This is a genomic window from Winogradskyella sp. 266wxhm, assembly GCF_058964685.1.
In genome coordinates, this window is sequence record NZ_CM179559.1 from 3,326,047 (window position 1) to 3,340,153 (window position 14,107).

The window sequence follows — 14,107 nt, forward strand, 5'->3', positions numbered from 1 at the left end:
AACCATCAGAAATGAAAATAAATAAAACCATATTCAGCTTTGCTATCTTGTTTATAGTATTGTCTTGTGCAACAAATCCATTTACAGGAAAGAAAACAATGGCTTTTGTATCTAATGATCAACTTTTTCCTTCCTCTTTCGCTCAATATAATCAAGTTCTAAATGAAAGCAAGGTTATTACAGGTACAAACGATGCGGAAATGATAAAAAGAGTAGGGCAACGTATTGCAACTGCGGCTGAAAGATATTTAGATGCAAATGGATTTCAAGGTTATTTAGACGAATATAAATGGGAATATAATCTTATTCAATCAGAGCAAGTTAATGCTTGGTGTATGCCTGGAGGTAAAATAGCTTTTTATACTGGTATTTTGCCAATTGCAAAAAATGAAACAGGTGTTGCTGCTATTATGGGACATGAGGTAGCTCATGCCTTAGCAAATCATGGGCAACAGCGTATGAGTGCGGCATACATTCAACAAGGTCTGGCAGTAGCAGGTAATGTAGCTTTAGCAAATGATGAACAAAAACTAGGTATCTTCAATCAGTCTTTTGGTGTGGTTTCTAATGTAGCTGGAATGTTACCATTTAGTAGAAGTCATGAAACAGAAGCAGATGAAATAGGAATTTACCTTATGGCTATTGCAGGTTATAATCCTGATGAAGCTGCACAATTATGGGAGCGTATGAAAGCAAATAGTGGAGGTCAAGCTCCACCAGAGTTTTTAAGTACACACCCAAGTAATGACTCTAGAATTGCCAATTTAAAATCATTAGCTCCAAAGGCAAAAGCTGAAGCAAAGAAATTTGGTGTAACATCATTTAGACCGATAAATTAATATTAGGTTAATAATATTTACCTATTTTAGAAGCTGCTCAAAAAGAGCAGCTTTTTTATTACTATAATTTATGAGCGAACTTAAAAAAGGAAGCAAAAAACTTTTAAATGCTTGGGCGTTTTACGATTGGGCAAATTCTGTATATACCTTAACTATTGCGTCTTCAATATTTCCAATATTTTATTCAGCATTATTTGTGTCAGAAGTCAAGAAAATTTTGGCTTTCGGATATGAATTTAAAAGCACAGCATTAATCACTTTTGTTACAGCTTTTACTTTTATGGTGGTTGCAGTTATGTCACCAATTTTATCTGGTATTGCCGATTATATTGGTAATAAGAAAAATTTCATGAAATTCTTTTGCTATGTAGGTTCAGCTGGCTGTATTGGCTTATATTGGTTTAGTTTGGATAGAATTCACCTAAGCTTATTGTTCTATTTTATGGGACTCATTGGGTATTGGGGAAGTTTAGTATACTACAATTCATATTTACCAGATATCGCTTTTGAAGAACAGCAAGATAGTATAAGTGCCAAAGGATTTTCATTAGGATATATTGGTAGTGTATTGTTGTTAATTGTTAACCTTGCAATGGTGATGAGTCAAGAGGATGGTACGGATAAGATGCAAATGATGCGCTATTCTTTTATAACTGTTGGAATTTGGTGGGCTGGATTTAGTCAATATACTTTCTATATTTTACCAAAAGGAGTTTCTTCAGGTCATAAAGTGACAAAAGATGTTGTGTTAAATGGTTTTAAAGAACTAAAAGGGGTTTGGAAGCAATTAAAAGGCAACTTAAGGTTGAAACGTTACCTAAATGCATTTTTTGTATTTAGTATGGCGGTACAAACTATAATGTTAGTAGCGGTTTATTTTGGTGAAGAAGAAATTGATTGGGGAAGTGATGAAGCTAAAACAACAGGTTTAATAGTCAGTATTTTAGTTATACAATTGGTTGCCATATTAGGAGCTTTTTTAACTTCGAGAGCATCCTCAAAATTTGGAAATATTCCTACGTTAATAGCTGTTAACTTTATATGGATGGGCTTGTGTTTTTATGCTTATTTTATGGAAACACCAATTCAGTTTTATATAGCGGCATCTTTGGTAGGTTTGGTTATGGGAGGCATTCAATCCTTGGCGCGTTCAACATACTCTAAATTTCTACCTGAAACCGAAGATACCACATCTTACTTCAGCTTTTTTGATGTGGCAGAAAAAATAGGAATCGTAATAGGTATGCTTATTTATGGGTTTATAGATCAAATTACGGGTAGTATGCGTAACTCAATTCTCTTCTTATTTGTATTCTTTTTATTAGGTATTATTTTATTGTTTAGAGTACCAAAACAAGAATCGTAAAAATTAAATTCATCACTAAATACATAGTTGACAAATATTATTATATTGCAACGAACTAAATAACCTATAATGAAAAAATATCTTGTATTATTAGCTCTACCTGCATTGTTATTATCATCATGTAGTCAAACTGTTGATTTAGCAATTGATAATCCTACAAAATTTGACCTTGAAATCATGGTGGATACCTTAAGAGTTAGTGTACCGCCAAAAGAAGTAGTTTGGGTAGAAATGGGACCAGGTGAGCATAAGCTTACACTTGAAAATGATAGTGTAATCAAATACAATTTTACAGAGCCTGTATACATGATTAACGCTTCATTATCAGAATATTTAGTTACTGATGAATATTATGGGCCTCCAATGTATGAGGACAGTTATGTTTCTACATTACCTAATAAGGAAATAACATATTTAGGAATTCCGATGGAAGGAAATTTTGATGTGGTTAGAGATGTTATTAATAAAGTAACTTGGGATTATGGACCAAGAGAAGACTTACCAGGAATGGTTGAGGTAGATGCTGACGAATCTTACACAACTCTAGTTAAAGTTTATGATCCTAGAGAGTTTATGGATTTAATGCAAAATGCTTACGATAATTATTCTGAAGACGAAGAATAATAACCTGAATTCAGAATTTTGAAAAACTCATTAGGAACTCATATTACTTGGGATGTCTACAATTGTAATCCAGACAGTATTTCTTTCGTGCCAGAAATCAAACAGGTTTTAAACGATATTGTAAAAGAATTAAAACTGTCTAAAGTCAACGAATCCTTTAAACAATTTGAACCTATTGGTGCTACCGGATTTATTTTATTAGAAGAAAGTCATGTAAGCATTCATACTTGGCCAGAGCATCAGTTTGCAGCTGTAGATATTTTTTCTTGTAGAGCTTTTGATGCCAATAAAATTCAGAAGTTGTTAATGCAGTCTTTTGAATCTAATAATGTTGTTATCAAACAAATTGAAAGGGGAGAAGCTATCTCAATTATTTCCCCAGATCTTATATAATATAATGAGACATAAACTCACAATCATCGGTTATAATAGATGATTCTTGAGCTCTTAAGTTAATAGCAGAAGCTTTTGATGTGTAAAACATGCCTATTTGGTAAGAATAGGCTTCCAAATCTAAGTCTAAAGGGTAATATTTTTGATAGATCATATCCTGATTACCAAAATCTCCCTGTGATTCTAATCTTGCCTTAGATGTCGTTTCAACTGTAATATTTTCGCCCAAACGACCATAAGCAGGTTTTTTTACGTAATCTCCTAAATACGGTTGTTGTGTGATATAAGTTTCTGCCAAAACAGAATTAGGAAAGTTTTTAGTGATATAAGCCAAAAACTTTTTATTCTGCCAAACAGCTGTATAAGGTGGGTTTAATACTACTACTTTTTCGTTTATAATTAAATCAGATAGTGTTTTGGCAAGTTCAGGTTCGTCATTAAAAATCCAATCCCAAGGAATCATTTTAAATAAAACATCTACATCTTCATATTCATTACCAACCTGATGAAAAACTCCTTCATCAGAAAAAATAACATTTTCAAGATTTGTATAAAAAGGTTTGTATCCAGATTGATATGCTATGTCTATTATGCAGTTTACATTTTCAACATCTTCAATGTATCCAAAAGAAGTCCCTAGAAATACAGGTTTATCTTTTCCTAGATAAGATTTTAGAGTGGAAAGTGTAGCGGTAATATCGTCTTTAAGCGAATTAAAACTTTGAGGTGTTCCTTTTAATTGTTGAAGTTGAAGTGGTTGCCATAAAAGCGTTTCTGGTAGTGTGCTACACGTATCTGCATTAAATTCTATAATACGACTACGATCAGATTTTAAGCCTCCATTAATATCAAAACGTCCATAAAGAAACGGATGTTTGTTTTTATTTTTCCAACTGTGAATAATACATTGATGAAATGATTGCGGAATACCAAGTTCACTAAGCTTATTTTCTGAAATAATTTTATCCGTCGCACGCTGAAATAAATAAAAAGCTTCATCAGAAACACGACGAAATTGCTCAACTTCTGAACGGTAAATACCTAGAAGCTCTTCAGAAAAATAATCTTCCTCTAAAAACCAATGTAATCTGTGTGGTGTATGTTTTTTTTTGAGGCGTTTAATTTCTTTAAATCGACTATCCGCCAAACGACCTAAACGATTTTCCACTGCCATATCCTCTAGATGATGTTCCTGGTACGCTAACTCTACGAGATGTAGCTGTACTTCTTAAATCGTTTTTAAGTCCTGTAGACTTGTTGTAAGCCGAAGCGTTTTTATAGTTACTTTGGTTTGGCGTTACATTACTGAGTCTTCTATTAAAATAAGAGGCTGCTAATGAGTAATAAAGGATACTTCTTAATCCTGAATGGCGAGTGTAAGATGAATTGTCTTCTTTCATTTTTCTTAATGAAAGTGTGTCTACATTACCTTCAAGTGTATGAACAATGGCAATAGACTTATCTTTTTCATCAATAATACGCTCGTCTATAATTTTGTAGTCATTTCCTGGTTCAACTTCTTCTACTTCGGTAATAACACCTTTTGTAGATTCATAAATGGTTTCTTGCTGTGCGTCCTTAATTCTTGGACTTGCATCTGCCTCACCACAACTCTGAAGGATTACCGAAGCAGAAATTGCCGTAGCTAAAGTTATTTTTTTAGTTAAAGAAAGACCTGTTATAATTTTTTTATTCATCTTTGACCAGTTATTTGTCCTCAAACATAGTTAAATTTTAATGAATAAAAAAGCCTTAATTCCATTTGCAGTTTTTATTGCAGGATTGTGTTCCATTATCTATGAATTACTGATTAGTACTACAGCAACGTATTTTTTAGGTGATGGTGTTAGACAATTTTCTATAATCATTGGTGTTTACCTGTTTTCAATGGGTATTGGTGCGTTTCTGTCAAAATTTTTCAAAGACAAACCATTGCAGTTTTTTATTAATGTAGAATATGCTTTAGGATTAATAGGAGGTATTTCTGTACCGTTATTATATATGTTGTTTGTATATGTCTCGCCAACTATTCTGCAGATATGTTGCTTGGTATTAATTTTTGTAATAGGTCTATTAACAGGAATGGAAGTGCCTTTGTTGACCTTTGCCCTCGAAGAAAGTAATATTAAAAACAATCTATCTAATGTACTGTCTTTAGATTATATAGGAGGACTTATAGCAACGTTAATTTTTCCATTTATAATTCTGCCTTTTGTAGGGCTCTATTATTCATCTTTAATTTTTGGTATTGTAAATATTCTTTTAGGCATTGCTTTAAATTATACTGTACTAAAGCATAAAAAAAGAAACAGTATTTACGGGTTTTTAATAATTATTGCACTTTTGGTTTTAGTTGTTTTTGGAGGAAGATTATTAAAAGTTTGGGATCAAAAAATTTATAAGCGTCCCATAGTTTTAAATGAGCAAACACCTTATCAAAAAATAGTGATGACAAAGAACAATGATGATGTAAGGTTGTATCTAAATCGAGTAATACAGTTTTCGTCAGCAGATGAGCATCGTTATCATGAATCTTTGGTGCATGTTCCGCTAAGTATGCATACTAATGCTAAACGTGTTTTAATTTTAGGTGGAGGAGAAAATTTAGCAAGCAGAGAAGTTTTAAAACATGAAACTGTAGAGCGAATTGATGTTGTAGATATTGATAGTACTATGTTTTATCTGGCAAAAGAAAACAATTATTTAAAGACTATAAATAATAATGCTGCGACTAACAAAAAAGTAAATTTAATAACAGAAGATGCCTTTACATTTTTGTTTAATAATGAGGAACCTTATGATATTATAATCGCAGATTTACCAGATCCAACAAATCAAGCTATTGCGAGATTATATAGTAAGCAGTTTTTTTTAATGGCTAAACGAAATCTAAAAAAAGAAGGAGTTTTTGTGACGCAGTCTGGTGAAATATATTTTAGTAATACAGTTTTTAGCTGTATAAAAAATACACTTAGTTCAGTTTTTGAGATTGTAGAACCTTATCACACCTATATTCCGTCTTTTGGAGATTGGGGATTTATTATTGCTAAGTACAAAGACAATGATGAGGTTATAGATGTGAGTTCTCTACCCAAAGATTTAAAGTACCTTAATGCAAACCAGGTTGAACAGTCGTTTATTTTTCCTAAGGATATTACCATAGCAGAAACAAAGCTGAATACTTTGGATAACCCTATAATTTTAAATTATTTTCTTGATGATTGGGAAAAGTGGAAAGTTGATTTTGAAGCTGGTACTAAATAATAGATGAAAGTTTACAGGACTATAAATCTTAATTTTATTTTCCTAAATTGCCGAAGAAGAAAAATAATAAAACATTTAACCTATCGTATCAATGAAAAAAATAAGCATACTATTTACTCTTTTTATATTGCTTACTGCATTTACTTGTGAAGATGAACCAATAGATCAAGATCTTTTAGATAATCAAGAAACAGATTTGTCCTGTCAAGAAGCATCTTTAAATACAGCAGATGCAGCATTAGCATTTATTAACAATATGGCTTCAGGCGGAAACTACACTGAGCTTTGTAGTGCTTACAAAGAAGCTCTTGAGAATCAAATTTTAGCTTGTGGTGACCCTGATGGTTCCATACAGCAATCCATAACTGCTTTAGGTGATTGTATAGATCCAAATGATTTTACAGACTGCCAAGCAGCTGAGAACGCAGTGAATTTGGCTCAGATAAATTTTGAAAATGCCTCAGATGAAAACTATGAAGACCTTTGTGTAGTTTATAAAACAGCTTTAGAAAATCAGATAGCAGAGTGTGGTGATGATGGGAGTTTACAAGCAGCAATAAATGCATTAGGTAATTGTGTGTCTGAATCTGTTGGCTCATTTGCTTTAATGACAGCAAATTTAGATGGTGTTCAATACAATGATATGAAACCGAATGGATACAATATATTTAATAGTGCCATTAGTATAGTTACCTTTTCTTATGCCAACGACTATGATTATATATCTATTGACGGAAACAGTACTTATCAAGAAATAATACCAGACGTTACATCTACTAAAGAAATCAAATTATATATTCCTGAAAATACGTGGGAAGAAGGAACATATGTTTTACAAACAGATCCAGTGTATGATAATGATGGAGAAGAAGTAGTTCCTCATTTTGATATCAACTTCTTTTATGTGAATAACGCATTGGGTTACCCTGATTATGACAATCCAGGTACAATAACTATAACCAATTTCGATTTAGAAGATAGAGTTATTTCAGGAACATTTGAATTTGAATATCGGATTGTTGATAATAGTAATAACGAAGAAACAGGGCCTTTTCAATGCATAGATGGGACATTTAATTATTCCTTAGATGATGAATATTTTAATTAATTTTTAACCATAAAAGAAACATAAAACAGTAAGGGTAGCCTTGCTCCTTTATGTTTCTTTTATGGTTGATTAAGCTCTAGTTATGTACACTTCCAGAGCCTGTTACTTTAGTATCTCTGTTTGTTGGATTTCCTGAGTACCTCAGGTCTCCAGAGCCTGTAATTCTTACTTTTAATTCTCCATTGCAAACTACATTTGCACCACCAGAGCCTGTAATTTTTGCTGTAACATTAGTGCTGTCTAAGTCACTACCATCAAAATCACCAGATCCTGTGATTTTTGTTGTCAAATCTTTTGTAGAACCATTTAATTCAATGTCACCAGACCCAGCAATACTACTCTCAACAGAATTACTGCTAATTTTTAAATCAATATCTCCAGAGCCTGCCAAGGATACATCAAAATGATTAGCTTTAATAGTTCCTGAGTTTTTAATGTCTCCAGACCCAGCTAAAGATACTGAGTTGATAGATTGGTAAGGGACTGTTACAACAATAGTCTTTGTTGGTCTAAGGTTAATGCCATTCTCAACTTTCACAATAAGTTTACCTCCTTCAACTTTGGTAATAATATATTGAATAAGGTTTGCGTCACCTTCAATGGTAATATTTCCTTCTTTACCTTCGACCAACTTAAAGTTCATTGGTCCAGATGATTTTAAGCCATCATAATCACCAGTAGATCGGTTTTCTGTAGTAATGTTTCCATCTCCTTTAACTCTTTTAGATTTTCCCCATTGTGCACAAGATGTTGTAACACTAAATAGAAATACAACTAACGTGATTGATTTTAATAATTTCATTTTTTCTAATTGATTAGTTACTGTTCGTTTTGATTGTTCACCATAACTTTTAGTAAGGGTGAATTGATTATAATTGTTTAAAGCTTACACTTCCGTACTCTGATTTTATTCTTACATAATTACCAGATCCTTTTGAATTATAGTAGCCTCTATACTTTTTACCTGTATGGTTAATATCTTTTACAGTGAAATTAAATCCGTCAGATTCTCTTAAAGAAGCATAATCTAGATCGATGTCAAAATCAAAATTAAAGTTGGCATCATGTCCGATTGTTATACCTGTATAATCTGAGTTAATATCCAAATTATTAGCTTTAGAAGCAATGCGGTCAATTTTTATAGATCCAAAATTTGCCTTTATAGAGGCACTTTTATAAACATTTCCTAAACGGAGAGATAGATAGTCGCCATTACCGTCAAGGTTGTTAATGTTTTCCACTTTCAAAGAGCCATAATCACAGTTGTATCTTACATTTTCTGAAATTTCTATAATGGATTTTGTATAATCTGCGTTAATATCTAGGTTTTTAGTTTTTGCCACTGTAAAACCACTATAGTCAGCATTTATTTTACCACTATTAATGTATTCAAAATAGCAGTTGTTACTGTAATCAAACTTTATGTAGTTATTTTCAGCCATCAGTTCTTTTGTGGTGATTTTTCCATAATCACAATTAATTTTAGCGAGACCTTCAAGTCGGTCTAGATTAATAGATCCATAATCATTGTTTAGGTCAACACTATTGGTGATTGGCATTTTTACGCGGTAGTTAACTTCAATTTTAAGATTGTTATTGTTTCCCCAACTCCACCAAGATTTTTTGCTTTTACTGAATTTTGTTACTGCAGAAACTATATTACCTTCATTAGAAAACGCTACATCGATGTCTTCAAGTTTGTCATTAACTTTATCTGAATTTCCACCAGTTACTTTTATTGTAATGTCAAATTCTACGCGGTTTTCGTTCCAGGTAACAATATCTAAATTGCCATAGCTATTATTAATTTTTACAGTTCCGTTAGAGGAGGTGTTAAATGATTTTTTAATATTTTTTTCCTTGGTTGTTTTAAGTGTGATGTCATTATTTGCAATTAGCAAAGTAGGCATCAATAAGAGCAAAAGCCCTAATCTAAATTGTATTTTTAGTTTCATCGGTGTTGATTTTTAGATTTTTAACATCTTCTATTTGTTCCAAGACAGTATTTAAAATATCTATCCTGGTTTGAAAGTTTGAAATCATAGCATAAATAACACGCTGATCTTTTCCACTTTCGGTTAAATCTGTTTTTAATTTTTGGTATTCATTTTCTAATAATTGAATCTGTTCTAAAGCATCATTGATGATAGCTTCCGTTAACGGTGAACGCTCTTTGTTGAGTTTTTTTAGTTCGTCTTCAATTGTAACAGTAAAGAAATCTTGAGTCTCGGACATTTCAGGTGAAACACTTGCTAAATCCAAAGTTTTAGGTTGGTTTTGAGCTGTAATAAAAACACTAAAACAAATGACTAATGAAGCCGCAACAGCTAATAAAGGCTTCCAGTTAAATCTCGATTTTTCGATATCATTGATAACAGCTTTATCAGCATTCAATTTTTCTAAAAATCGGTTTTCATGCCCACTTTTAGGTACGTTGATATCAAATTCATCTTTAAGTTCTTCAAATAAATTGTCTATAGTATCTTTTTTCATACATCAATAATTTAGACTGTTAGCTCTAATTTCTTTCTTAAACTTTCTTTAGCTCTAGAGATCATTGTTCTGCAATTAGCATAAGAAATATCCATAATTTCACAGATTTCCTCATAATCATAACCTTCTATAAGATGTAGTGTTAAACCTAAGCTATAGTTGGTTTTTAAACTTTTCATAGCCTTAAGTATTTGCTTCACTTTTTCAGAGTTATGACTTTGTTCTTCAATACCGTTGTCATTTTCAACTTTGTACATTACATGTTCTAGAGGTACTTCATTTTGCTTTACGGTTTTGTTGTAATGAGCTATACTGTTGTTTACAACAATGCGCTTTAACCATGCACCAAATAATTTAGTGTCCTCTAACGTTTTTAACTTTGTAAACGCGGTTAAAAAAGACTCTTGCATTATGTCTTCAGCCTTAAAGGAATCTTTTACAATCCTTAGGGCTGTGTTATACATTGCTTTGTTGTACCTGTTGTATATTTCCAACTGCGCACGTTGGTTCCCAGAGCCACAAAGCAAAACTAACTGTTCGATATCTTGATTGGTTGATGTCAAAAAAACAATTGCTTTGGTATAAAGATGAAGCGTTTCATAAACTGTTACACTTTTAGAGAAAAAAGTTTTAGTGGTTATAAAGGTAATGGCATAACAATTGAAAATATACTAGTGTGAATAACTTTGAATATCTTATAAGTTGTTGATATTCAATATAAAGTTAAATATTAATACATTTAAACAAACGCTAATGTGCTCATATGAGTGACATAATGGCTTAAAAATATTATGAAGAAATCAAATTTTATGAACCTTGACAGTTTGTCATTACAGGATTTTGACGAGAATTCAGAGTTAATTCCTCTAATGACGCCTGAGGATGAGGAACAAATAAATAATGAAGTTTTACCCGAATCTTTACCAATTTTACCTTTAAGAAACACAGTATTGTTTCCAGGTGTTGTTATTCCTATTACTGCTGGTAGAGACGCATCTATTAAGTTGATAAATGATGCTAATAATGGAGGTAAAGTAATTGGTGTGGTAGCGCAGAAAGATGAATATGTTGAAAATCCGACAGAAAAAGATATCTACAAAACGGGTACGGTTGCTAGAATTCTGAAAGTATTAAAAATGCCTGATGGCAATACTACAGTGATTATTCAAGGTAAAAAGCGTTTTCAAATCAATGATATAATTTCTCAAAAGCCTTACCTAACGGCAACAATATCAGATATTCCAGAGGCTAAACCAGCTGCGGATAATGAAGAGTTTAAAGCAATCATAGATTCTATTAAGGATCTATCTTTAGATATTATTAAGGAAAGTCCAAACATTCCGACAGAAGCTTCTTTCGCGATTAAGAATATTGAGAGTAACTCATTCTTGGTAAATTTTGTGTCTTCAAACATGAATTTAAAAGTTGAAGAAAAGCAAGAATTATTAAAAATTAATGATCTTAAGGATCGTGCACTTCAGACTTTAAAATACATGAATATCGAATATCAAAAGCTAGAGCTTAAAAATGATATTCAAAATAAGGTTCAAAGTGATATGAACCAACAACAGCGTGAGTATTTCTTACATCAACAGATGAAAACTATCCAAGAAGAATTAGGAGGTGGTGTTTCTTCTGGTGAAGAAATTGAAGATATGAAAGCGCGTGCCAAAGAAAAGAATTGGGATGAAAAGGTAAAAACCCATTTTGAAAAGGAATTGGCCAAAATGCAACGTATGAATCCTCAAGTTGCTGAATATTCTATTCAGAGAAACTATTTGGATTTGTTTTTAGATCTACCATGGAATGAATTTAGTGAAGATAAATTCGACCTAAAACGTGCTAAGAAAATTCTAGATCGTGATCATTTTGGTTTAGATGATGTAAAAAAACGCATTATTGAATATTTGGCTGTTTTAAAACTTCGTAATGATATGAAGTCGCCAATCCTTTGTTTATACGGACCTCCAGGTGTTGGTAAAACCTCATTAGGAAAGTCTATAGCTGAAGCTTTGGGAAGAGAATATGTAAGAATCTCACTTGGTGGTTTACGTGATGAAGCCGAAATCCGAGGACACAGAAAAACCTACATTGGTGCTATGCCAGGTAGGATCATTCAAAGTTTGAAAAAAGTTGGTACATCTAATCCGGTTTTTGTTTTGGATGAAATAGACAAGTTATCAGCAGGTCACCAAGGAGACCCTTCATCAGCGATGTTAGAGGTGCTAGATCCAGAGCAAAATAATGAGTTCTATGACAACTTCCTAGAGATGGGTTACGACCTTTCTAAGGTGATGTTTATAGCGACTTCTAATAGTCTCAATACAATTCAGCCAGCATTGAGAGATCGTATGGAAATCATCAATGTAACAGGTTATACAATTGAGGAGAAGGTTGAAATCGCTAAACGCCATTTGCTACCAAAACAGTTAACAGAGCATGGTTTGGATGAAAAAGCTTTAAAGATAGGTAAACCACAATTAGAAAAAATTGTTGAAGGTTATACACGCGAATCTGGTGTTAGAGGTTTAGAGAAGCAAATCGCAAAAATGGTGCGTTATGCAGCTAAGAACATAGCGATGGAAGAGGAGTACAATATTAAAGTAACCAATGAAGATGTTGTTGAAATTTTAGGAAGCCCAAGATTAGAACGCGATAAATACGAAAACAATAACGTAGCTGGTGTTGTAACAGGTTTAGCATGGACTAGAGTAGGAGGTGATATTCTGTTTATTGAATCTATTTTGTCAAAAGGAAAAGGCAATCTTAGTATTACCGGTAACTTAGGAAAAGTAATGCGAGAGTCTGCAACAATTGCTATGGAGTATATTAAGGCAAACGCAGATAAGTTTGAAATTAATCCTGAAGTCTTTGATAAGTATAACGTGCATATTCACGTTCCAGAAGGTGCAACACCAAAGGACGGCCCAAGTGCAGGTGTAACTATGCTAACATCTTTAGTATCTTTATTCACACAACGTAAAGTGAAAAAGAGTATTGCTATGACGGGTGAGATTACGCTACGTGGTAAAGTATTGCCAGTTGGTGGTATAAAAGAAAAGATTTTAGCTGCGAAGCGTGCTAGAATAAAAGAAATATTACTTTGTGAAGATAACAAAAGAGATATTGATGAAATTAAACCAGAATATCTTAAAGGTTTAAAATTTCATTATGTTAAAGATATGAGTGATGTGCTAGATATAGCCATTACAAATCAAAAAGTAAAAGATGCTAAAAAGCTGTAAAACCATACTAGGATTACTATTTCTATTAACGTTAAATCATTTTGCTTTCGGGCAAGCTGATGGAAAATATAGAGATGTAATCCTAGATGGCAAACCAGCTAAGCTGAATATTGTTACTGGTGAAATTACTCTGATGAAATCTGAAGCTACTAAAGCTGAAGAGAATAAGGATAATACATCGCCTGATCCAATTTTAGTTACAGACAATACAGTAATTACGTCTTCTGTAAAAAGTCAAGATAATATTCCTATATATCATATTGTAAAGCCAGACGAAACATTACTTGATGTCTCCAGAAAATATAATGTTACCCTTGCAGAATTAAAGCAAGCCAATAATTTACAAACTACTTTGGTGGACGAAGGTCAAAAGCTTTTGGTTAAAAACTTTGATTTGGTAGATAAAAATAGTTCTAATTTAGATGCTGATTCAAAGGAGACAGCTTCTAATTATCATGTGGTTGTTAAAGGAGAAACCTTATATAGTTTGGCTAAACGTTATAATTTAAGCTTAGAAGAGTTAAAACAGCAAAATAATTTAAGTTCTAATCTTATAAAAGTTGGACAAAAACTTAAGGTTAGAAATTTTGATGACTCCAATAGTGAGAAATTATACCATTATACAGTCGCTAAAGGTGATACTTTATATAGCATAGCCAATAAAAATGGAGTTACTGTAGAGGCTCTAAAAGAATTAAATAGACTATCGAGTAACCTTATTAAAGTAGGTCAAAAACTTCAATTAAGGAGTAAAGAATAGCCTTTAAAAAAATAA

General features: G+C 32.4%; 14 protein-coding genes. 8 read left to right on the forward strand and 6 right to left on the reverse strand.

Going from position 1 to position 14,107, the window contains the following annotated elements:
- Nucleotides 1-11: 11 nt before the first annotated feature.
- The 4 genes from AC2H4K_RS15010 (at nt 12) to speD (ending at nt 3,222) form a co-directional block, all read left to right on the forward strand.
- Nucleotides 12-839 (forward strand): M48 family metallopeptidase, encoded by an 828-nt coding sequence (locus AC2H4K_RS15010; protein ID WP_493742573.1) that lies wholly within the window; start codon nt 12-14, stop codon nt 837-839.
- A 70-nt stretch (nt 840-909) separates the two neighbouring features.
- Nucleotides 910-2,205: an MFS transporter gene (locus AC2H4K_RS15015; RefSeq protein ID WP_281139718.1), complete on the forward strand. Its 1,296-nt coding sequence runs from the start codon at nt 910-912 to the stop codon at nt 2,203-2,205.
- A gap of 69 nt (nt 2,206-2,274) precedes the next feature.
- Nucleotides 2,275-2,829 carry a hypothetical protein gene (locus AC2H4K_RS15020; RefSeq protein ID WP_281139717.1) on the forward strand — a complete coding sequence of 185 codons (555 nt, stop codon included), beginning with the start codon at nt 2,275-2,277 and terminating at the stop codon, nt 2,827-2,829.
- An 18-nt stretch (nt 2,830-2,847) separates the two neighbouring features.
- Nucleotides 2,848-3,222 (forward strand): adenosylmethionine decarboxylase, encoded by a 375-nt coding sequence (speD, locus tag AC2H4K_RS15025; protein ID WP_281139716.1) that lies wholly within the window; start codon nt 2,848-2,850, stop codon nt 3,220-3,222.
- Here speD and AC2H4K_RS15030 read toward each other — a convergent pair.
- Nucleotides 3,215-4,396 carry a glutathionylspermidine synthase family protein gene (locus AC2H4K_RS15030; protein WP_281139715.1) on the reverse strand — a complete coding sequence of 394 codons (1,182 nt, stop codon included), beginning with the start codon at nt 4,394-4,396 and terminating at the stop codon, nt 3,215-3,217. The genes speD and AC2H4K_RS15030 overlap by 8 nt on opposite strands.
- Nucleotides 4,359-4,919, reverse strand: a complete 561-nt coding sequence (locus AC2H4K_RS15035) for a Cj0371 family chemotaxis-regulating polar lipoprotein (protein WP_281139714.1) — start codon at nt 4,917-4,919, stop codon at nt 4,359-4,361. The genes AC2H4K_RS15030 and AC2H4K_RS15035 overlap by 38 nt, the downstream gene beginning before the upstream one ends.
- A 40-nt stretch (nt 4,920-4,959) precedes the next feature.
- Between AC2H4K_RS15035 and AC2H4K_RS15040 the strand changes: the two genes are divergently transcribed.
- Both AC2H4K_RS15040 and AC2H4K_RS15045 read left to right on the forward strand, forming a co-directional pair.
- Nucleotides 4,960-6,486, forward strand: a complete 1,527-nt coding sequence (locus AC2H4K_RS15040; RefSeq protein ID WP_281139713.1) for a polyamine aminopropyltransferase — start codon at nt 4,960-4,962, stop codon at nt 6,484-6,486.
- 91 nt (nt 6,487-6,577) lie between these two features.
- A complete protein-coding gene (locus tag AC2H4K_RS15045) occupies nt 6,578-7,594 on the forward strand; it encodes a hypothetical protein (protein WP_281139712.1) in 1,017 nt (338 codons plus the stop codon).
- Nucleotides 7,595-7,670: 76 nt separating this feature from the next.
- Here the strand turns inward: AC2H4K_RS15045 and AC2H4K_RS15050 are convergent, their stop codons facing one another.
- From AC2H4K_RS15050 to AC2H4K_RS15065, 4 genes are all read right to left on the reverse strand, one after another.
- A complete protein-coding gene (locus AC2H4K_RS15050; protein ID WP_281139711.1) occupies nt 7,671-8,396 on the reverse strand; it encodes a head GIN domain-containing protein in 726 nt (241 codons plus the stop codon).
- Nucleotides 8,397-8,463: 67 nt separating this feature from the next.
- Nucleotides 8,464-9,549, reverse strand: a complete 1,086-nt coding sequence (locus AC2H4K_RS15055; protein WP_281139710.1) for a hypothetical protein — start codon at nt 9,547-9,549, stop codon at nt 8,464-8,466.
- Nucleotides 9,527-10,087: a coiled-coil domain-containing protein gene (locus AC2H4K_RS15060; RefSeq protein ID WP_281139709.1), complete on the reverse strand. Its 561-nt coding sequence runs from the start codon at nt 10,085-10,087 to the stop codon at nt 9,527-9,529. Before AC2H4K_RS15060 ends, AC2H4K_RS15055 begins: the two co-directional genes overlap by 23 nt.
- A gap of 11 nt (nt 10,088-10,098) precedes the next feature.
- The gene (locus AC2H4K_RS15065; protein ID WP_281139708.1) at nt 10,099-10,650 is read right to left on the reverse strand and encodes an RNA polymerase sigma factor; all 552 of its coding nucleotides are present in this window, start codon (nt 10,648-10,650) and stop codon (nt 10,099-10,101) included.
- Nucleotides 10,651-10,878: 228 nt separating this feature from the next.
- On the opposite strand from AC2H4K_RS15065, the gene lon reads away from it, so the two are divergent.
- The gene (lon, locus tag AC2H4K_RS15070) at nt 10,879-13,332 is read left to right on the forward strand and encodes an endopeptidase La (protein ID WP_281139707.1); all 2,454 of its coding nucleotides are present in this window, start codon (nt 10,879-10,881) and stop codon (nt 13,330-13,332) included.
- On the forward strand, nt 13,316-14,092 hold the full coding sequence (locus tag AC2H4K_RS15075) for a LysM peptidoglycan-binding domain-containing protein (RefSeq protein WP_281139706.1): 777 nt from the start codon (nt 13,316-13,318) through the stop codon (nt 14,090-14,092). The genes lon and AC2H4K_RS15075 overlap by 17 nt, the downstream gene beginning before the upstream one ends.
- Nucleotides 14,093-14,107: the final 15 nt, after the last annotated feature.

Coding starts and splice junctions, on each gene's coding strand:
- AC2H4K_RS15030 (WP_281139715.1), bottom strand. CDS start 4,396: ATGGCAGTGGAAAATCGTTTAGGTCGTTTGGCGGATAGTCGATTTAAA.
- AC2H4K_RS15010 (WP_493742573.1), top strand. CDS start 12: ATGAAAATAAATAAAACCATATTCAGCTTTGCTATCTTGTTTATAGTA.
- AC2H4K_RS15015 (WP_281139718.1), top strand. CDS start 910: ATGAGCGAACTTAAAAAAGGAAGCAAAAAACTTTTAAATGCTTGGGCG.
- AC2H4K_RS15050 (WP_281139711.1), bottom strand. CDS start 8,396: ATGAAATTATTAAAATCAATCACGTTAGTTGTATTTCTATTTAGTGTT.
- AC2H4K_RS15060 (WP_281139709.1), bottom strand. CDS start 10,087: ATGAAAAAAGATACTATAGACAATTTATTTGAAGAACTTAAAGATGAA.
- AC2H4K_RS15040 (WP_281139713.1), top strand. CDS start 4,960: ATGAATAAAAAAGCCTTAATTCCATTTGCAGTTTTTATTGCAGGATTG.
- AC2H4K_RS15020 (WP_281139717.1), top strand. CDS start 2,275: ATGAAAAAATATCTTGTATTATTAGCTCTACCTGCATTGTTATTATCA.
- lon (WP_281139707.1), top strand. CDS start 10,879: ATGAAGAAATCAAATTTTATGAACCTTGACAGTTTGTCATTACAGGAT.
- AC2H4K_RS15035 (WP_281139714.1), bottom strand. CDS start 4,919: ATGAATAAAAAAATTATAACAGGTCTTTCTTTAACTAAAAAAATAACT.
- AC2H4K_RS15075 (WP_281139706.1), top strand. CDS start 13,316: ATGCTAAAAAGCTGTAAAACCATACTAGGATTACTATTTCTATTAACG.
- AC2H4K_RS15055 (WP_281139710.1), bottom strand. CDS start 9,549: ATGAAACTAAAAATACAATTTAGATTAGGGCTTTTGCTCTTATTGATG.
- AC2H4K_RS15045 (WP_281139712.1), top strand. CDS start 6,578: ATGAAAAAAATAAGCATACTATTTACTCTTTTTATATTGCTTACTGCA.